16 protein-coding genes and 2 pseudogenes are annotated in these 18,902 nt (G+C 74.3%); 4 read left to right on the top strand and 14 right to left on the bottom strand.

Annotated elements, in window-relative coordinates; genetic code table 11:
• Positions 1–39: 39 nt before the first annotated feature.
• The 4 genes from OOT42_RS09105 to OOT42_RS09090 form a co-directional block, all read right to left on the bottom strand.
• The gene (locus OOT42_RS09105) at positions 40–2,847 is read right to left on the bottom strand and encodes an aconitate hydratase (protein ID WP_273654542.1); all 2,808 of its coding nucleotides are present in this window, start codon (positions 2,845–2,847) and stop codon (positions 40–42) included.
• 250 nt (positions 2,848–3,097) lie between these two features.
• A complete protein-coding gene (locus tag OOT42_RS09100) occupies positions 3,098–3,274 on the bottom strand; it encodes a translation initiation factor 2 (RefSeq protein WP_124343900.1) in 177 nt (58 codons plus the stop codon).
• 87 nt (positions 3,275–3,361) lie between these two features.
• Positions 3,362–4,624, bottom strand: coding sequence for a class I SAM-dependent RNA methyltransferase (locus OOT42_RS09095; protein WP_273654541.1), 1,263 nt, complete (start codon positions 4,622–4,624; stop codon positions 3,362–3,364).
• Positions 4,614–6,617: an APC family permease gene (locus OOT42_RS09090; RefSeq protein ID WP_273654540.1), complete on the bottom strand. Its 2,004-nt coding sequence runs from the start codon at positions 6,615–6,617 to the stop codon at positions 4,614–4,616. The genes OOT42_RS09095 and OOT42_RS09090 overlap by 11 nt, the downstream gene beginning before the upstream one ends.
• Before the next feature lie 116 nt (positions 6,618–6,733).
• Between OOT42_RS09090 and OOT42_RS09085 the strand changes: the two genes are divergently transcribed.
• Both OOT42_RS09085 and OOT42_RS09080 read left to right on the top strand, forming a co-directional pair.
• Positions 6,734–7,384 carry a potassium channel family protein gene (locus OOT42_RS09085; RefSeq protein ID WP_273654810.1) on the top strand — a complete coding sequence of 217 codons (651 nt, stop codon included), beginning with the start codon at positions 6,734–6,736 and terminating at the stop codon, positions 7,382–7,384.
• Positions 7,381–8,049: pseudogene (locus tag OOT42_RS09080) on the top strand (potassium channel family protein); the annotation flags it as partial. The gene OOT42_RS09085 and the pseudogene OOT42_RS09080, both read left to right, overlap by 4 nt.
• Before the next feature lie 66 nt (positions 8,050–8,115).
• Here the strand turns inward: OOT42_RS09080 and OOT42_RS09075 are convergent.
• From OOT42_RS09075 to dut, 4 genes and pseudogenes are all read right to left on the bottom strand, one after another.
• Positions 8,116–8,616: pseudogene (locus OOT42_RS09075) on the bottom strand (DUF3159 domain-containing protein); the annotation flags it as partial.
• 148 nt (positions 8,617–8,764) lie between these two features.
• Positions 8,765–9,133, bottom strand: a complete 369-nt coding sequence (locus OOT42_RS09070) for an OB-fold nucleic acid binding domain-containing protein (protein WP_273654539.1) — start codon at positions 9,131–9,133, stop codon at positions 8,765–8,767.
• Positions 9,130–9,849, bottom strand: a complete 720-nt coding sequence (locus tag OOT42_RS09065; RefSeq protein ID WP_273654538.1) for a DUF3710 domain-containing protein — start codon at positions 9,847–9,849, stop codon at positions 9,130–9,132. The genes OOT42_RS09070 and OOT42_RS09065 overlap by 4 nt, the downstream gene beginning before the upstream one ends.
• A 99-nt stretch (positions 9,850–9,948) precedes the next feature.
• On the bottom strand, positions 9,949–10,461 hold the full coding sequence (gene dut, locus OOT42_RS09060) for a dUTP diphosphatase (protein ID WP_423775987.1): 513 nt from the start codon (positions 10,459–10,461) through the stop codon (positions 9,949–9,951).
• On the opposite strand from dut, the gene OOT42_RS09055 reads away from it, so the two are divergent.
• Complete coding sequence (locus tag OOT42_RS09055; RefSeq protein ID WP_273654536.1) at positions 10,460–10,948, top strand: DUF3093 domain-containing protein; 489 nt, start codon at positions 10,460–10,462, stop codon at positions 10,946–10,948. The two genes, dut and OOT42_RS09055, sit on opposite strands and share 2 nt — an antisense overlap.
• 135 nt (positions 10,949–11,083) lie before the next feature.
• On the opposite strand, the gene OOT42_RS09050 is transcribed toward OOT42_RS09055, so the two are convergent.
• Together OOT42_RS09050 and OOT42_RS09045 are read right to left on the bottom strand one after the other, a co-directional pair.
• Positions 11,084–11,383, bottom strand: a complete 300-nt coding sequence (locus tag OOT42_RS09050; RefSeq protein WP_124343249.1) for a DUF4193 domain-containing protein — start codon at positions 11,381–11,383, stop codon at positions 11,084–11,086.
• Positions 11,384–11,543: 160 nt separating this feature from the next.
• Positions 11,544–12,359 (bottom strand): inositol monophosphatase family protein, encoded by an 816-nt coding sequence (locus tag OOT42_RS09045; protein ID WP_273654809.1) that lies wholly within the window; start codon positions 12,357–12,359, stop codon positions 11,544–11,546.
• A 182-nt stretch (positions 12,360–12,541) separates the two neighbouring features.
• Between OOT42_RS09045 and sepH the strand changes: the two genes are divergently transcribed.
• Positions 12,542–13,579: a septation protein SepH gene (sepH, locus tag OOT42_RS09040; RefSeq protein WP_273654535.1), complete on the top strand. Its 1,038-nt coding sequence runs from the start codon at positions 12,542–12,544 to the stop codon at positions 13,577–13,579.
• A 76-nt stretch (positions 13,580–13,655) separates the two neighbouring features.
• Here the strand turns inward: sepH and OOT42_RS09035 are convergent, their stop codons facing one another.
• Genes OOT42_RS09035 through OOT42_RS09020 form a run of 4 tightly spaced genes read right to left on the bottom strand, consistent with a single transcriptional unit; the run spans position 13,656 to position 18,898 of the window.
• Positions 13,656–14,324, bottom strand: coding sequence for a thymidine kinase (locus tag OOT42_RS09035; protein WP_273654534.1), 669 nt, complete (start codon positions 14,322–14,324; stop codon positions 13,656–13,658).
• A 2-nt stretch (positions 14,325–14,326) separates the two neighbouring features.
• Positions 14,327–15,511: an alkaline phosphatase family protein gene (locus OOT42_RS09030; RefSeq protein ID WP_273654533.1), complete on the bottom strand. Its 1,185-nt coding sequence runs from the start codon at positions 15,509–15,511 to the stop codon at positions 14,327–14,329.
• A complete protein-coding gene (locus OOT42_RS09025) occupies positions 15,508–16,092 on the bottom strand; it encodes a DUF5998 family protein (protein ID WP_273654532.1) in 585 nt (194 codons plus the stop codon). Before OOT42_RS09025 ends, OOT42_RS09030 begins: the two co-directional genes overlap by 4 nt.
• Positions 16,093–16,123: 31 nt before the next feature.
• Positions 16,124–18,898, bottom strand: coding sequence for a GNAT family N-acetyltransferase (locus tag OOT42_RS09020; protein ID WP_273654531.1), 2,775 nt, complete (start codon positions 18,896–18,898; stop codon positions 16,124–16,126).
• Positions 18,899–18,902: the final 4 nt, after the last annotated feature.

Below are 18,902 nucleotides of genomic sequence, written 5' to 3'. Positions count from 1 at the left end.
GAGACGGCCCGTCGGTCAGGCGCGAGGCGCCCGCCGCGATCAGCTCACGAGCGACCGCAGCACGTACTGCAGGATGCCGCCGTTGCGGTAGTAGTCCGCCTCGCCGGGCGTGTCGATGCGGACGACCGCGTCGAACTCGACGACGCCGCCGTCGGTCTTCGTGGCGGTCACGTGCACCGTGCGGGGCGTGCGGCCCTCGTTGAGCTCGGTGACGCCCGCGATGTCGAACGTCTCCGTGCCGTCCAGGCCGAGCGAGTCGGCGTTCTCGCCCTCGGGGAACTGCAGCGGCAGGACGCCCATCCCGATGAGGTTCGAGCGGTGGATGCGCTCGAACGACTCGGTGATGACCGCGCGGACGCCGAGCAGTCGCGTGCCCTTGGCCGCCCAGTCGCGCGACGAGCCCGAGCCGTACTCCTTGCCGCCGAGGACGACGAGCGGGACGCCCGCCTCCTGGTAGGCGACCGACGCGTCGTAGATCGTCGTGTCCTCGCCCGTGAGCAGGTTCTTCGTGAACCCGCCCTCGGTGCCGGGCACGAGCTGGTTGCGCAGGCGGATGTTCGCGAACGTGCCGCGGATCATGACCTCGTGGTTCCCGCGGCGCGAGCCGTAGGAGTTGAAGTCGCGACGCTCCACGCCGTGCTCGGCCAGGTAGACGCCCGCGGGGCTGTCCGCCTTGATCGAGCCCGCGGGGCTGATGTGGTCGGTGGTGACCGAGTCGCCGAGCTTCGCGAGCACGCGCGCGCCGGTGATGTCGGTGACGGGCTCCGGCGTCGCGCCCATGCCCTCGAAGTACGGGGGCTTGCGGACGTAGGTCGACTCGGCGTCCCACTCGAACGTGTTGCCCTCGGGCGTCGGCAGCGAGCGCCACCGCTCGTCGCCGGTGAACACGTCGGCGTAGTCCTCGGTGAACATCTGACGGTCGATCGACGCGTCGATCGTCGCCTGCACGTCCTGCGGCGACGGCCAGATGTCGCGGAGGAACACCGGCTCGCCGGACTCGGTCGTGCCGAGCGGCTCGTTCTCGAAGTCGAAGTCCATCGTCCCGGCCAGCGCGTACGCGATGACCAGCGGCGGCGACGCGAGGTAGTTCATCTTCACGTCGGGGTTGATGCGCCCCTCGAAGTTGCGGTTGCCCGACAGCACCGAGACGACCGACAGGTCGTGCTCGTTGACGGTCGCCGACACCTCGTCGGGCAGCGGGCCCGAGTTGCCGATGCACGTGGCGCAGCCGTAGCCGACCAGGTGGAAGCCGAGCTTCTCGAGCGACGGCCACAGGCCGGCCTTCTCGTAGTAGTTCGTGACGACCTGCGAGCCGGGCGCCATCGACGTCTTGACCCACGGCTTGGCCGTCAGGCCCTTCTCGACCGCGTTCCGCGCGAGCAGCGCCGCCGCCAGCATGACCGACGGGTTCGACGTGTTGGTGCACGACGTGATCGACGCGATGACGACGTGCCCGTGGTCCAGCTCGGTCCGGGTGCCGTCCGCGAGCGTCACGGGGACGCGCTTGTGCGGGCGGTGGGCCGAGTCGCCGTGCAGCGCGCCCGCGGGTGCGTCGGACGAGTCGGTGTGCGCGCTGGCCGCGATCGGGTCGGACGCCGGGAAGGTCTCCTCGACGGACTCGTCGAGACCGGTGAACGCGGCGGCCTCGTGCGGGTCGACGTAGTCGAGGATCGACGCCGCGAACGACTCCTTGGCCTCGGACAGCTCGATGCGGTCCTGCGGGCGCTTCGGGCCGGCGATCGACGGGACGACCGTCGACAGGTCGAGCTCGAGGTACTCGGAGAAGACCGGCTCCGTGTAGCCCTCGGCCGACGGGTCGTGCCAGAGGCCCTGCTCCTTGGCGTACGCCTCGACGAGCGCCAGCTGCTCCTGCGAGCGGCCGGTGAGGCGCAGGTACTCGATGGTCACGCCGTCGATCGGGAAGATCGCCACCGTCGAGCCGAACTCGGGGCTCATGTTGCCGATCGTGGCGCGGTTCGCGAGCGGCACCGCGGCGACGCCGTCGCCGTAGAACTCGACGAACTTGCCGACGACACCGTGCTGGCGCAGCTGCTGCGTGATGGTGAGCACGACGTCGGTCGCGGTCACGCCCGACGGGATCTGGCCCGTGAGCTTGAACCCGACGACGCGCGGGATGAGCATCGACACCGGCTGGCCGAGCATGGCCGCCTCGGCCTCGATGCCGCCGACGCCCCAGCCCAGGACGCCGAGGCCGTTGACCATCGTCGTGTGCGAGTCGGTGCCGACGCACGTGTCGGGGTAGGCACGACCGTCACGGACCATGACGCCGCGCGCGAGGTACTCGATGTTGACCTGGTGCACGATGCCGGTGCCCGGCGGGACGACCTTGAAGTCGTCGAACGCCGTCTGGCCCCAGCGCAGGAACTGGTAGCGCTCACGGTTGCGCTGGTACTCGAGCTCGACGTTCCGCTCGAACGCGTCGGGGCGTCCCGCGACGTCGATCTGCACGGAGTGGTCGATGACCATCTCGGCGGGCGCGAGCGGGTTGATGCGGGACGGGTCACCGCCGAGCTCCGCGACGGCCTCGCGCATCGTGGCGAGGTCGACGACGCAGGGCACGCCGGTGAAGTCCTGCATGATCACGCGGGCGGGCGTGAACTGGATCTCGGTGTCGGGCTGGGCGTTCGGGTCCCACCCGGCGAGCGCGCGCACGTGGTCGGCGGTGATGTTCGCGCCGTCCTCGGTGCGGAGCAGGTTCTCCGCGAGGATCTTGAGGCTGAACGGCAGGCGATCCAGCCCGGGGACGGCCGCGAGGCGGTACACCTCGTACGAGGCGTCACCGACCTCGAGCGTTCCCTTCGATCCGAAGCTGTCGACGCTGCTCACGTGGTGCTCCTTCGCTGGGCGAGTCTGCCCGGGGATGGGGGTCACCCAGGCGGCAGGACGGTGCGACCTCCCAGCCTACGGCGGCTCGGGTCGCGAATTATCTCGACGTCAAGATACATGCTCGGAACGGCTCGGCGCACCTCCGTCCACGCTCCGGGCGCGTCGCGGAGGACCGGCACGCCGCGGCCCCCGTCGCCCGCCCGGCGACGAGCCGGACCACGACGGGGGCCGACGGGCCGCGCGCGGCCGGTCAGGTCGTCCCGGACGCCTTCTTCTCGGCCTCGAGGGCGTCGAGCGCCTTGCGCTCCGCCTCCACGGCCCGCTCGTGCGCGCGCGGGTCGTAGTCGGGCGTGCCCTGCTTGTGGAGCTCCTGCGTCGCCAGCCGGCTCGCTTCCGCCAGGCGGTGCGCCGCGTCCTTCTCGGTCACGGGGTGCCTCCCTCCGCCGGGCCGCCGCGGTCCGGCTCCCGCCCACGCTAGCGCTGGTCAGCGCGGCCGTCGCGGTGACGAGCGGCGTCAGCGGGACAGGACGGCGACGGCCTCGACGTGGTGCGTCATCGGGAACAGGTCGTAGCCCTGGAGGTCGACGAGCCCGTACCCCGCGCCCCCGAACAGCGCGACGTCGCGCGCGAGCGCGGCCGGGTCGCACGCCACGTAGACGACGCGCTCGGGACGCAGCGCGGTGATCGCGTCGACGACCCGTCGACCCGCGCCCGTGCGCGGCGGGTCGAGCACGACCGCGTCGGCGTGCACCACGTCCGAGTCGGCGTCCTGCGTGCCCACGAGGACACGCGCGACGTCGCCCGCGTGCAGCTCGACGTTCGGTCGGTCGTGCACGTTGCGTCGCGCGTCGCGCACCGCGCGCGCGTCGCCCTCGACGGACACCACCTCACCGTCCGCGACCGCGTCCGCGAGCGGTAGCGTGAACAGGCCCGCGCCCGCGTACAGGTCCAGCACGGTCGCCCCGGTCACGTCGCCCAGGCCGGTCAGCACGGCGTCGACCAGGACGCCCGGAGCCTGACGGTGCACCTGCCAGAAGCCGGCGGCCGCGACGCGGTACGCGTACCCGACGTCGCCGCGACGCACCTCCTCGCGCACCGCCGCACGGGCGTTCGGGCGCGGGTCGACGCGACCGCGGGACAGGTCGAACGGCGCCCCGTCGAGCAGGACCACGGGCGTGTCGCCGCCGGCCGGAGCGACCGCCTCGATCCGTGCACCGGCCGTCCACCGCCGGTCGAACAGCCCGAGCGCCTCGATCCGCTCGGTCGCGAGCGGCATCGCGGTCAGCGCGTGCACCTCGTGCGACCGGTGCCCGCGCATGCCGGCGCGGCCCTCGGCGTCGGCGACGAGGTCGATGCGCGTGCGCCAGTGCAGCCCGCCGCGCTCGTCGTCCCCGGGTGCCGCGTGCATCGGGACGGACCGCTCGTCGCGTGCGAGCCGTCGCAGCTGCTCCTCGAGCACCGCCTGCTTCCACGCACGCTGCGCGGGCAGCGCGACGTGCGCCAGCTCGCCACCGCCCACGCCGCCCGCACCGGCCTGCGGCCACGCGGACGCGACCCGGTCGGCCGACGCGTCGAGCACCTCGACCGCGTCGGCACGCCAGAACTTCGCGGTCTCCCCCGCGTCCGTCAGCCGCGCACGCACGCGCTCGCCGGGCAGCGTGTGCCGCACGAACACGACGCGCCCCTGGTGCCGCGCGACGCAGTGCCCGCCGTGCGCGACCGGCCCGACCTCGAGCTCCACGACCGCGCCCACGGCCTCCGTCGTCTCAGTAACCACGCGGCACCGTACCCCGCACCGGGTCCTCGAGACCTGTCTGCCCCTCCGTCGAGGCGAGCTGCCACGGCACCGACGCCACCACCACGCCCGGGGTGAACAGCAGGCGCCCCTTGAGGCGCAGCGCGCTCTGGTTGTGCAGCAGCTGCTCCCACCAGTGCCCGACGACGTACTCGGGGATGTACACGACGACGAGGTCGCGCGGGCTCTCGCGGCGGATCGACCGCACGTACGTGAGCACCGGCCGCGTGATCTCCCGGAACGGCGAGTCGAGCACGCGCAGCGGCACCGGCAGGTTCATCGACTCCCACTGCGCGCGCAGCGCGTCGACGTCCTCCGGGTCCACGCCCACCGTCACGGCCTCCAGGAGCTGCGGGCGCGACGCGCGCGCGTAGGCCAGCGCCCGCATCGTCGGCCGGTGCAGGTGCGAGACGAGGACGATCGCGTGCACCCGGCTCGGCAGCGCGCGGTGCGCGTCGGCGTCCGTGCCCAGCGCGAGCTCGGCCCGCACGTGCTGGTAGTGCTTGTTGATGCCCTTCATGAGCACGAACACGACGATCATCGCGAGGATCGCGATCCACGCGCCGTGCGTGAACTTCGTGACCAGCACGATGACGAGGACGGTGCCCGTCATCGCGAGGCCGATCGTGTTGATGACCCGCGAGCGCTTCATCCGGCTGCGGACCGACGGGTTCGGCTCGGTGCGCAGCGCGCGCGTCCAGTGCCGCACCATGCCCGTCTGGCTGATGGTGAAGGACACGAAGACGCCGACGATGTAGAGCTGGATGAGGCGCGTGACCTCGGCGTCGAACGCCCAGATCAGCGCGATCGCCGCGGCCGCGAGCGTGACGATGCCGTTGGAGAACGCCAGCCGGTCGCCGCGCGTGTGCAGCTGGCGCGGCAGGTACCCGTCGCGCGCCAGGATCGAGCCGAGCACCGGGAAGCCGTTGAAGGCGGTGTTCGCGGCGAGCACCAGGATCAGGCCCGTCACCACGGAGACCAGCACGAACATCACCGGGATGCCCTGGAACACCGAGTCCGCGAGCTGGCTGATGACCGGGTGCTGCACGTACTCGTCGCCGACCGGCACCCCGTCCTCGAGCAGCTGGATCGCCGGGTCCTCGGCGAACCGCACCTGGGTCGCCTGCGCGAGCAGGAGGATCGACATGATCATGACGATCGAGAGACCACCGAGCAGCGCGAGCGTCGTCGCCGCGTTCTTCGACTTTGGCTTCTTGAACGCCGGGACGCCGTTGCTGATCGCCTCGACACCCGTGAGCGCCGCACAGCCCGACGCGAACGCGCGCAGGATGAGGAAGAAGCCCGCGAGGCCCGCGAGGCCCTGGTCGAAGCCCGCCTCGGGCGCGACGTCGAGACCGGCGCTCTCCGCGAGCGGCAGCGACCCCGTGAAGTAGCGGATCGCACCGAACAGCGCGAGCGAGCCGATCGCGAACATGAACAGGTACACCGGGACCGCGAACGCGCGCCCCGACTCCTTGACGCCGCGCAGGTTCGCGATCGTCAGCAGCACGACCAGCCCGATCGCGAACGCCGCCTCGTGCCCGCGCAGCGGCGGGAACGCCGTCGCCGCGTACTGCGCGCCGGACGAGATCGACACCGCGACGGTGAGGACGTAGTCGACCAGCAGCGCGCTCGCGACGGTCACGCCGGCGCTGGGACCGAGGTTCGTGTTCGCGACCTCGTAGTCGCCGCCGCCCGACGGGTACGCGTGGACGTTCTGCCGGTAGGACGCCACCACCGTGATCATCACGACGACGACCGCGAGGCCGACCCACGGTGAGATGACGAGCGCCGACAGCCCGGCCAGCGACAGGGTCAGCAGGATCTCGTCGGGCGCGTACGCGACCGACGACAGCGCGTCCGAGGCGAACACCGGCAGGGCGATCCGCTTCGGCAGGAGCGTGTGGCCGAGCCGGTCGCTCCGGACGGGGCGTCCGAGGACGAGTCGCTTGGCGGCATCCGCGAGGTCCGACACGATGTCTGATGCTAGGCCCGCCGTGACCCCGCAGCACCATCCGGTGGTCCCGCAGGTCCTCGGCGCACCGGGACGGCCCAGCAGGTATAGCGTGACGCCCTGTGCACTTCGTGATCATGGGCTGCGGCCGCGTCGGCGCGTCGCTCGCGCAGTCGCTCGAGGAGAACGGCCACTCGGTGGCCGTCGTCGACCAGAACCCCGACGCCTTCCGGCGCCTCGACGCCGACTTCGGCGGCAACAAGGTCACCGGCATGGGCTTCGACCGCGACACGCTCACGCAGGCGGGCATCGAGGACGCGTTCGGGTTCGCCGCGGTGTCCGACGGCGACAACTCGAACATCCTGGCGGCGCGCGTCGTGCGCGAGACGTTCGGGATCGACAACGTCGTCGCCCGCATCTACGACCCGCACCGTGCCGAGATCTACCAGCGGCTCGGCATCCCGACGGTCGCGACGGTCCGCTGGACCGCGCACCAGGTGCTGCGCCGGCTGCTGCCGATGGGCGCGACGGACGAGTACCGCGACCCGTCGGGCCAGATCCAGCTCGCGCAGGTCGACGTGCACGAGGGCTGGATCGGGCGCCCGCTGCGCACGCTCGAGGACGCCGCCGGCGTCCGCGTCGCCTACCTCACCCGCTACGGCGACGGCGTGCTGCCGGCGCCGGACACCGTCCTGCAGGAGAACGACATCGTGCACGCGCTGTTCCGGGCCGACGACGCGGCCTTCGTCGAGCGGACCCTCACGCACGCCCCGGCGGTGACCGAGTGAGGGTCGTCATCGCCGGCGCGGGCTCGGTCGGCCGCTCGATCGCGCGCGAGCTGCTCGGTCACGACCACGAGGTCACGCTCATCGACCGGCAGCCGTCCGCGATGCGCGTCGCGCAGGTCGCCGACGCGGACTGGCTGCTCGCCGACGCGTGCGAGCTGCCGACGCTGCGCGAGGTCCGCGCGGACGAGTGCGACGTCGTCGTGGCCGCGACGGGCGACGACAAGGCCAACCTCGTCATCTCGCTGCTCGCGAAGACGGAGTTCGGCGTGCCGCGCACCGTCGCGCGCGTCAACAACCCGAAGAACGAGTGGATGTTCGACGAGGCGTGGGGCGTCGACGTCGCCGTGTCGACGCCGCGCATCATGACGGCGATGGTCGAGGAGGCCGTCACGGTCGGCGACCTGGTGCGGATCTTCACGTTCCACCAGTCGCGTGCGGACATCCTCGAGATCACGCTGCCCGACGACTCGCCGCTCGCGGGCCTGCGCGTCGGTCAGATCGACTGGCCCGCCGACACGGTCCTCGCGTGCATCGTGCGCGACGCGCGACCGATCGCCCCCAGCCCGGACGACACCCTCGAGGGGCGTGACGAGCTGCTGTTCGTCACGGGTCGTGACGCGGACGAGAAGGCGCTCGACCTGCTCCTGACCCGCGGACCAGGAGCCAGGCCTGAACCAGAGGGCGAGCGCGAACAGCGGGACGCCCATGAGCAGCTTCGCGGTGCCCAGCCACGCGACCTCGGCCGACAGGTAGAGCGGCACCTGCACGCCGAGGCGCAGCGCGAAGACGATGATGATGGGCCAGGTCGCGAGCGTGTAGCGCCGCCGCAGCGCGCGGTCCTGCCGCCACGCGACGGCCGCCGACCACGAACCGCCCGCGACGGGTCCGTCCTTCGCGAACAGCCCGGCGACGATCCCGACGAGCGGCCACCCGACCAGCACCGAGACGAGCGTCCCGACGAGGTACGCGACGTTGGTCCACAGGCCGTACGCGAAGTAGTCCTCGGCCTGCCCCGTCCGGACGGCCCAGAAGACGCCGATGCCCACACCGACGACCCCGGCGAACGCCTGCGTGACGGGCGTGCGCTGCACGAGGCGGGCGACGACCGCGACGAGCGCGGCGCCACCGGCTGCGACCAGCGCCGGCCTCATCTGCTGACCCGACACCAGGTAGACGATCACGAACAGCAGCCCGGGCGCGACCGACTCGACGATCCCCCGGACGCCGCCCATCGCGTCGAGCGCGGAGAACTCGTCGGCGGTGACGGCCCGCAGGCCACGCGCCGTCCCGCCCTCCTCGGGCTGGACGACGTCGTCGACGACGTCGAGGGGCCGCTCCGCGGCGGCCGGGTCGGCGGCGTGCCGCGGCTCCTCGGTCACGTCACTCCCCCGGCCGCGGACGCAGCTCGTACTTCGGGTTGAACACCGTGCGACGGCCGTCGACCTGGCAGACCAGGCCCTCGATCCGCAGGCGGCGACCGGGCGCGACGCCGGCGATCTCGCGGCGACCCAGCCAGACGAGGTCGAGCGTGCCGCTGCCGTCGTAGAGCTCGGCCTCGAGCGCGGGCACGCCCTCGCGCGGTCGCAGCACGACCGAGCGGATCACGCCCGACACGCTCGCGCGCGTGCGGTCGGCGAGCTTCTCGACGGGCGTGCAACCGACCGACCGCAGGGCGTCCGCGCGCTCCTCGTCGGCCTCGATCTCGGCCTGCGACGCGACGACCTTGCGCATGCGCTCCCTGAGCGTCATCGGATCTCCGTGATCTCCGGTCCGCGGGTGAGCGGGTCGAACGTCGGCTTCTCGGTCGCCGCCTCGGCCGGAGCTGGGGTCGGACCGGGCAGGCGCAGCGCGAGCAGGTCGCGCGGCGGGCGCGCCTCCGTGCCGCGGACGACGACGATGCGTGCGAACAGCTGCTCGAGCGCCTCGGCGGCTGCGGGCTCGACGGCGCCCTTGCCGGTGATGACGCCCCGCAGGAACCAGCGCGGACCGTCGGCGCCGATGAAGCGCGCGGGGCGGTGACCGGTGCGGCCCTCCGGGGTCTTCACGGGGAGCCGTGCGAGCAGCTCGCGGCCGAACGGGCCGGGGATGTCGTCGACCGACCCGCCCTGGGAGGTCACCGACTCGGCGATCTCCTCGCGGATCTCGTCCCAGATCCCCTCGGACCGCGGCGCGGCGAACGCCTGGACCTGCAGCGAGGACCCGTCGAGCAGCACGGACGCGGCCGACACGACGTTCGTGGCCTTGTCGATCTCCATCCGCAGCTCCATGCCGGGCAGGCCGGGCAGCCGGATCGCACCGAGGTCGACGCGCGGGATGTCGTCGGCGACCTCGTTCGCGTCCCACGGCCCCGTCGTGCGGGCGGGGGCCGCCGGCTCCGCGTCCTCCTGCTCGTCGAGCGGGACGGACTCGGTCTCGACGACCTCGTCGGCGGCGCTGTCCTTGCCGCCGCGTCGGAACAGACCCACGACACTCTCCTCCCGGCGCACCCGTGCGCGCCGTCACTCTCGACAGTAGTCCTGCGCCGGACCGCGACCTAGTCGGTCCCGGCGGCGTCCCGGCACGCCTCAGCCGGTGCGGGCGGCCTTCCAGCCCCCGCTCGACCCGAAGCCGCCGTCGCCGCGGTGCGACCCCGGCAGGTGCTCGACCTCGACGAACCGCGCGTGCTCCACGCGCTGCACGACGAGCTGCGCGACCCGGTCGCCGCGGTGGAGCTCGACCGCGTGCTCGACGTCGGTGTTGAGCAGCGTCACGGAGATCTCGCCGCGGTAGCCCGCGTCGACCGTGCCGGGCGCGTTGACGATCGTCAGCCCGTGCTTGGCCGCGAGGCCCGACCGCGGGTGCACGAACGCCGCGTAGCCGTCGGGGAGCGCGATCGCGACACCGGTGGGCACCGTCACGCGTCCCTGCGGCGGCACGACCACGTCGACGCGCGTCACCAGGTCGGCGCCCGCGTCGCCCGGGTGGGCGTAAGAGGGTGCGGGAAGGTCCGGGTCGAGCCGGAGGAGCAGCACCTCGACGGGCGGTTCGGCGGTCACGGGGCCCGACCCTACCTCGCCGGGATGGGATGCTGGGGGCATGCCTGGCACCGCTCCGCGTCCGTCGTCCGCGCCCGTCCCGGGGCAGGTGTGGTCGGAGCGGCTGTGGCCCGGTCCGTGGGGCTGGACGCTGCTCGTGGCCTTCACCCTGATGCTCGGTGTGGTGCTGCTGCCCGTCGACGCGGTGCTGGCGGTCGTGGTGGGACTGGTGGCCCTCGTCGGCGGCCTCACCGCCGCCGTGCTGCTCACCCCGACGGTGTCGGTGGCCGGCGGCGTGCTGCGTGCGGGCCGTGCGCACATCCCGGTCGCGCTGCTGGGCGAGGTGACGGTGCTCGACGCCGACGCCCTCCGGGCGGAGCTCGGACCGCGCCTCGACGCGCGCGCGCACGTGTGCCTGCGGGCGTGGGTGCGCAGCGGTGTCCGCGTCGAGCTCACGGACCCGGACGACCCGACGCCCTACTGGCTGGTGTCGTCGCGACGCCCCGAGGAGCTCGCGCGGGCGCTCGCGGTGGGCGCGCAGGCGCGCTGACCGCTCCCCCGACCCCCCGGTCGTCGACCGCCCCCTCGACGGTCGTCCCTGCGCGCCTCCCCCTCGGCGGCGGGCAGGGCGTGCCGGCCGGCCACCCGCGGTGCGGGGCGGCCGGCCGAACGGTTCAGGCCAGGCTCACGCGGCGCACTCGGAGCACACCGGTGCCCCGTTGCGCTCGTAGGCGAGCTGGCTGCGGTGGTGCACCAGGAAGCAGCTCGAGCAGGTGAACTCGTCCGCCTGCCGGGGAAGGACGCGGACCGAGAGCTCCTCGCCCGACAGGTCCGCACCCGGCAGCTCGAAGCCTTCGGCGGCTTCGGTCTCGTCCTCGTCCACCACGCCCGAGTTCTTGTCCGAGCGCCGGGCCTGGAGCTCCTGGAGCGAGTCCTCGCTCAGGTCCTCCTCGGTCTTGCGCGGGGCGTCGTAGTCGGTAGCCATGAGTGGCGTCACACTCCGTCGTCAGAAGGATTCTCGTACGCGGGATCAATGCACCGGTGACGGGATTTGTTCCCACGCGCGGAGGATTGTGCACCACATCTGACCCGAGTGCGAACACGGACGCGCGACCACATTCGCGTGAGACATTGCGGGAGCGTTTTCACCCGTCGGTGTCGGCGTCCAGCGACTCCAGGATCGACCGGAGCTCCGCCACCCGCGCGGCCCCGCCGGCGACCGTCATGTCGGTGCCGGCAGGACGCCCGCGCAGTCCCGTGACCTGCAGACCCGCCTCCTGCGCGACGAGCGACGCCGCCGCGAGGTCCCAGGGCGCGAGCCCCCGCTCGTAGTACAGGTCGAGGTGCCCTGCCGCGAGATTGCAGATGTCCAGCGCGGCCGACCCGATGCGACGGATATCACGTACTCGGGGCAACAGCTCCGCGAGGACGCGCGCCTGCGCGCGTCGCCGCGTCGCGAGGTATCCGAAGCCGGTCCCCAGGAGGCACCCCGCGAGCGGCGGCGGCTCCTCGGCCCGCAGGGTCCGGCCGTCGAGCGTCGCGCCCAGCCCGAGGCCCGCGCGGAACGTGCGCCCGTCCGTCGGTGCGTGCACGCACGCCGCCACTACCGTCCACGTCGCCGGGCCGGGCGCGCGGCCGTCGTCCCCGGGCGGACCCACGACCGCGGCGACCGACACCGCGTACGCGGGCAGCCCGTAGAGGTAGTTGACGGTGCCGTCGATCGGGTCGACCACCCACGTGACGCCCGACGTGCCGAGCACGTAGCCCTGCTCCTCGCCGAGGACCCCGTCGTGCGGTCGCAGCTCGGCCAGCCGCCGGCGCAGCAGCTCCTCCGACGCGAGGTCCATCGCCGTCACGACGTCCTCGGGGCTCGTCTTCGTCGCCGCGACCGCGACACGCTCGGGCCGGCCCTGGTGGATCAGGCGGCCCGCCTCGCGGGCGACCCGTTCCGCGACCGTCATGAGCTCGGCGACGACGTCGGGGGTCAGGGGCAGGTCACGGCGGGCGTCCACCTCGCCATCCTGCCGGGTCGGCGGGGTCGCGTGCACCGGACGTCCGTGAGGCGAGGCGCGGCTCACCGCTCCGGATCCACCCGCCGGGCGCCCGGAGGTGGCAGGCTCTTCCCGAGGTACCGGGAGGTCGAATGGGTGAGCTCGAGCTGGAGGGTCTGCACGAGGACGGCGAGCATCTCGTCCTCGTCGGCCCCGGGGGCGAACGGTTCCGTCTGCGCATCGACGAGCCGCTGCGGGCGGCCGTGCGCAGGGACCGGCCGCAGCTCGAACAGCTGCGCGCCGAGAGCGCGGGCACGCTGAGCCCGCGGGAGATCCAGGCGCGGATCCGTGCAGGCGCGACGACGCAGGAGGTCGCCGACGCGTCCGGCCTGGCCGTCGAGCACGTCCGCCGCTACGAGGGGCCGGTGCTCGCCGAGCGCGAGTACGTCGCGGAGCAGGCGCGCGGGACGCGCGTCGGCCGGGACGCCGGCGCACCGACGCTCGGCGACCTGGTGACGGACCGGCTCGCCGCGCGCGGCGTCGACCTCGCGTCCCTCGCGTGGGACTCCGCCCGCGAGCCCTCGGGCCCGTGGACGGTGCTCGCCCGCTTCCGGGTCGGCGACACGGCGCACGAGGCCCGGTGGACCTTCGACGCGGCGCGTCGCACGGTCGTGGCCGACGACGACGAGGCCCGCTGGCTGTCCGAGACCGAGCTGCCCGACGAGCCGGTCGCGCGCCGTCACCTCGCCGCGGTCCGCGACGTGGTGTTCGACTTCCGTGACGACGGCTCGATCGCGGGTGCCGACGCCGTCGCGCCGCCGCCCGAGCCCGAGCCCGACCCGCAGCAGGAGACGCACGACCTCCTGGACGAGCTGCGCACGCGGCGCGGCGTCCGTCAGAACCTCGACCTCGACGTCGACGACGAGGAGTTCGAGGGTTTCGGGCCGCAGCACGCGTTCGACTTCGGCCGCGACGACGCCGACGTCCCGGGGGCGCACCCGGTCGACGCCGACCCGCTCGCGGAGGCCGTCGTCCTGCGCCGGCCGGCGCCCGAGCCCGACCTCGAGCCGGCGCCGCCCGTCGAGGACGAGTCGCCCGCCGAGCCGGCGACCGAGCGCCCGCGGACCCGCAAGGGCCGTGCGAAGGTGCCGAGCTGGGACGAGATCGTCTTCGGCGCGAAGCCCGAGTAGCCCCCGCCAAGGGCGGCGACCGGCGCGGACCGAGGCGCGGTCCCCGCAGGGAGCACCCCGGAGGCGGAGCAGCGCGTCAGGCGCCGACGCCGAGCGTCCCCTGCGCCGACGACAGCGTCGCGACGGACGGTGACGCGGCGCGCGCGGTCGCCGCCGTCATGCGCCGCATGTGGTGCCGACGGCACAGCACCTCGTACGCGACCTCGCCGCTGCCGGCCGCGACGTCACCGACGACGACCTGCGCGCCCTCGACGACCATGACGCCGTCGACCGTGCGCGCGTTGTGCGTCGCGCGCGCCCCGCACCAGCACAACGCCTTGACCTGGAGCACCTCGACACGGTCGGCGAGCTCGACGAGGCGCGCCGACCCCGGGAACAGCCGCGCGCGGAAGTCCGTCGAGATCCCGAACGTGTAGACGTCGACCTCGAGCTCGTCGACGACACGCGCGAGCTGCTCGACCTGCGCGGCGGTGTAGAACTGCGCCTCGTCGGCGATGAGGTAGTCGACCGGCTGCCCCTGCGTGCGCCGCTCGATGACCTCCGACCAGAAGTCGGTGGCGTCCTCGACCTCCGCGGCGTCCACCACCAGGCCCAGGCGTGAGGAGATCGTCGCGGCGCCCGCGCGGTCGTGGCGCGTGAACAGCACCCCGTCACGCCCGCGGGCCGCGTGGTTGTGGTGCATCTGCAGCGCGAGCGTGGACTTGCCGCAGTCCATGGTGCCCGAGAAGAAGACGAGCTCCGCCACGGTCAGGAGCCTTTCTGGACGACGAGGAACGGGACGAGCATCTCGTGCCGGGTGAGCGACCCGTGCACGCCGACGAGATCGAGCGACGCGGGCGTCTGGGTCGCCGAGTCGACCACGGTCGCGCGGCCCGTCATCGCGACGACGACGTCGCCGAGGACCTGCCGCGCACGCTCGCCCACGGGCCCGAACCAGCCGGCGTCGACGGCGTCGTCCCGCGTGACGACGACGGCCGCGTCGCCCAGCCGGCCGCGCCACCGCTCGGCGACCGCGTCGGCGTCCGCGCCGGGGCGCAGGTGCAGGTGGGACGCGCGCGGCTCCCCCGCGACGAGCGCGACGTCGGCGGACAGCACCGGGTCCGTCGCGACGTCCCAGCGCGCACGGCGGTCGACGTCGACCATGCCGTGGTCGGCCGTCACGACCAGGAGCGTGCCGCGCGGCAGGCTGCGCGCCAGGCGGCCCAGCTCCGCGTCGAGGTCGGCGAGCGCGTCCCCCCACTGCCACGAGCCCCACCCGTGGTGGTGCCCCGCCTTGTCGACGTCGCCCCAGTACAGGTACGCGAGGCCGGGGCGCCGCAGCGCGTCGAGCGTCGCGTCGACGCGGTCGGCGAGCGACTCGGCGACGCGGTAGGTCGCGCCGCGCAGCGCCGCCTCCGTGAGCCCCGAGCCCGCGAACCGGGCGGGTCCGACGCTCGTGACGCCGACGCCCGCGGCGACCAGGCGCTCGAAGACCGTCGGCTCGGGCTGCCACTCGCGCGCGGGCGGCAGGTCGGTCCAGGAGACGAGGTTGCCGAGCCGTCCCGTCGCGGGGTCGCGGACGGTGTACCCGAGCATCGCGGTGGCCCCGGGCCCAGCGCCGACGCCGAGGCTCCCGAGCGCGGTCGCGGTGGTCGACGGGAAGGTGCTCGTGAGCGGCTCCGAGGTCCGCACGAGGCCGCGCAGGAACGGTGCGTGCCCCGCGCGCTCGCTCAGGTTCACGTGGCCGAGGCCGTCGACGAGGACGAGGCACACGCGGTCGGCCCGCGGCAGGCCGAGCCGCTCGGCGCACCCGTCGGGCCAGTCCTGGCCCAGCGACCCGGACAGGGCCGGGAGCAAGGACGACAGCGTGGGTCGGTCGACGCCGGGCTCCACGAGGTCGGCGTCGACGGGCAGCCCGACGGTCCGCGTCGGCGACTGCGGCGGGTGCGTCATCGACCGCGGGCGCTGGCGGCCGACAGCCGGCGCGCGAACGCTGCGGCGGCGCGCACCGAGTCGACGCCCTCGGCGGCCGCGCTCACGCGCACGACGACGTCGTCGGGCGTGAGCGTGCCGGTCAGGCCGTGGTCCGCCTCGCAGGCCGGGTCGCCGCAGGTCGCGGGCTCGAGGTCCACGCGCGACACCGCACCCCACCCGATGGCGAGCGTGAGCTCGGTCGGCGGGGTCCCCGCCGCGTGCCGCTCCGGGCGGGGCACGACGTGCGTGAGCGCGACCGACCGCAGCTCCGCGAGCGGGACGGCCTCGGTCGTCGCGGACGCGCTCGGCGAGGGGTTCTCGGAGTCGGCCGCCTGGTCGTCGACGTGCGCGACGACGAGCCGCGTCGGCGTGAGCGCGAGGACCGTCACGTGGCGGCGCACCTCGGACGCGTCGAACGTCGTCTCGGGGTGGACGAGGTGGGCGACCACGGGCTCGTCCGCGAGCGCCACGTCGAGGACGTCGGCCACGAGCTCCGGGTAGTAGCCGGCGCGGTGCAGGTCGTCGCGCAGGTCGTCAGATACTGCTGGCACGGCGCCCATCCTCCCACCGCCGCGGGGGTGCGTGCCGCGGTCACGCACGGGACAGCCGTCGGGTGGAGTCGGCACGGTCCGCGGGCGCGAGCGTCGCCCGCGCGCCGAGCACGACCGCGCCGCGCTCGGAGACCACCACCGGGTTGAGCTCGAGCGAGCGCAGGCCGGGCAGGTCGTCGGCGAGCACGGAGACGCGCGCGATGACGTCCTCGAGCGCCGCGACGTCGACCGGCGGCAGCCCGCGGTACCCGAACAGCCGCGGCGCGGCGCGCGCGGAGCGCACGAGCTCGGCGACGTCGACGTCGGTCAGGGGCGGCACGCCGTACGACACGTCGCCCAGCAGGTCGGACGCGTCGCCGGACAGGCCGAAGCTGATGATCGGGCCGAACAGCGGGTCCTCGGTGGACCGCACGACGCACGCCGAGCCGTGCGGTGCCATCGCCTGGACCTCGAGCGGCGGCCCGTCGCCGTGCGCACGGTGCGCGGCCCCGAGCTCGAGGACCTGGGCCACGTCGGAGCGCAGCTCGGCCTCGTCGGCGACGTCGAGCCGGACACCGCCCAGGTCGGCACGGTGCCGCAGGGCGGGGACGGTCGTCTTGAGCGCGACGGGCCAGCCGATCCGCTCGGCGACCGCGACCGCCTCGTCGGCGTCGTGCACGGGGAACGAGGGCAGCACGTGCACGCCGACGGTCGCGAGCAGCGCGGACGTGCGGGCGACGTCGAGGTCCACCGTCCCCTCGGGCGCGGCACCGGGCGGCCAGCGTGCGGCGTCCAGGTCGTCGGAGATCCCGGACGTGGACCCGGCGAGCCAGCCGGCCACGAGGCGGCGCGCGGCCCGTGTGTCGACGCCGTCGGGGTGCAGCGGGCGGCCGCGGTCGGCGGCCCGCCAGCGCGCGTAGCGCGAGGCGTGCCCGAGCGCGAGGGCCGCGTCCTCGGGCGTGCTGTACGCGGGCACGGTCCACGCGCGGCCGTCGGCGTCGTGCGCCGTGAGCTCGGGAGTCACGCCGTGCAGCCCCAGGACGGACGCGACCGTGGTGCGCCCGGTGCGAGCCGCCGCGGCGGTGACCTCGCGCGGCAGCGCGTCCCCGACCGGGCCGAGCGTGGGGATCCGCACGACCACCACGACGTCGGTACCCGGGTCGTCGTAGACGGCGGCGACCGTCGTGCGGATCTCCTCGTCCGTCGCGTCCTCCGCGAGCAGCGCGACGTGCCCGGACAGCACGAGGCCGCCCGCCGACGCGGCCTCCGCGACGAGCGCCGCAACGGACGCCGAGGACGCGATGACCGCCACCCGGCGCCCGCGCGGCAGCGGCTGGTGCGCGAGCAGCTGCGCGACGTCGAGCATCTGGTGGGTGTTGTCGACCCGGATGACGCCGGACTGCCGCATGACCTCGGCGAGGGTGCGGGGCGGCGCGTACGTGGGCCGCACCGCGTGCCCGGGCGGGACGACGTGGCCGGACCGACCCGCGGTGACGACGACGACCGGCTTGACCGACGACAGCCGGCGCGCGACGCGGGAGAACTTGCGTGGGTTGCCGATCGACTCGAGGTAGAGGCCGACCACGTCCGTGCCGTCGTCGTCGGCCCAGAACTGCATGAGGTCGTTGCCGGACACGTCGGCGCGGTGCCCTGCGGACACGAACTCCGACAGCCCGAGGCCGCGACGCTGCACGGCCCGCAGCAGCGCGACGGCGAGCGGCGCGGACTGGCAGAACAGACCGACGCGCCCGGGCGGCGGCGGGTCGTCGTCGAGCGAGGCGTTGAGCAGCCCGTCGGGCCCGGCCGCCAGCACGCCGTAGGAGGCGGGACCGACCACGCGGATGCCCGCGGCGTGCGCGACGCGCAGGAGGGTCCGCTGCCGCGCGAGCCCGCCCGCGCCGGTCTCGGCGAACCCGGTCGAGAGCAGCACGACACCGCGCACGCCGAGCGGCACCAGGGCGCGCACGACGTCGGTCGCACGCTCGGACGGCACGGCGACCACCGCGAGCGGGACCGGGCCGGGCACGTCCGCGAGCGCGGCGTACGCCTGTGCGCCGGGCACGGCCGGCTCGACGCCCACCGTGTGGACCGTCGCGGCCCCGCCGGCGACGAGGTTGGCCGCGGCGCGCGCGGCCTGTCGTCCCGCGAGCGTGCGCGCGTCGCCCGGGCCGGGGCCGACGACCACGACGCTGCCGGCCTCGAGCAGCTCGCGGACGGAGCGCGCCTCCGCCCGGTGCTCGCGGTCGGCGATGACGGCGAGCGACCGGTCCGTGGGGTCGATGTCGAACCCGACCGACACGACGCCGTCCTCCGTCTGCTGCGTCACCGCGTAGCCCGCCTCGCGGAAGACGGCGATCATCCGGCCGTTCTGCGGCAGCACGTCGGCGACGAACCGGCGCACGCCGCGCTCCCGGGCGGCCGCCGCGAGGTGCTCGAGCAGGACCGACCCGATGCCGCGGCCCTGGTGGGCGTCGGACACGTTGAACGCGACCTCGGCCTCCTCGGGCGCCTCGCCGACGAGCCGGTCGTAGCGTGCGACGCCGATGATGCGCTCGACGTCGTCGGCGTCGGTCGCGACGGCGACGAGCGCGACCCGGTCGACGTGGTCGACGGTGACCAGTCGGTGCAGGTCGCGGTCGGGCAGCCGCTCGAGGTGCGCGAAGAACCGCAGGTAGGTGGACCGCTCGGACTGCGCGACGTGGAACGCCTGCAGCGCGTCGGCGTCGTCCGGCCGGATGGGTCGCACGTGCGTCGTCGACCCGTCGGCCAGCACGACGTCCGCCTCCCACGCGGCGGGATAGCGGGCGGGCGCCGCGTCCTCGTCGACGTCTGCCATGCAC

Source organism: Cellulomonas fimi (assembly GCF_028583725.1).
Lineage (GTDB): Bacteria > Actinomycetota > Actinomycetes > Actinomycetales > Cellulomonadaceae > Cellulomonas > Cellulomonas fimi_B.
This window is presented reverse-complemented; position numbering and strand designations above follow the sequence as displayed.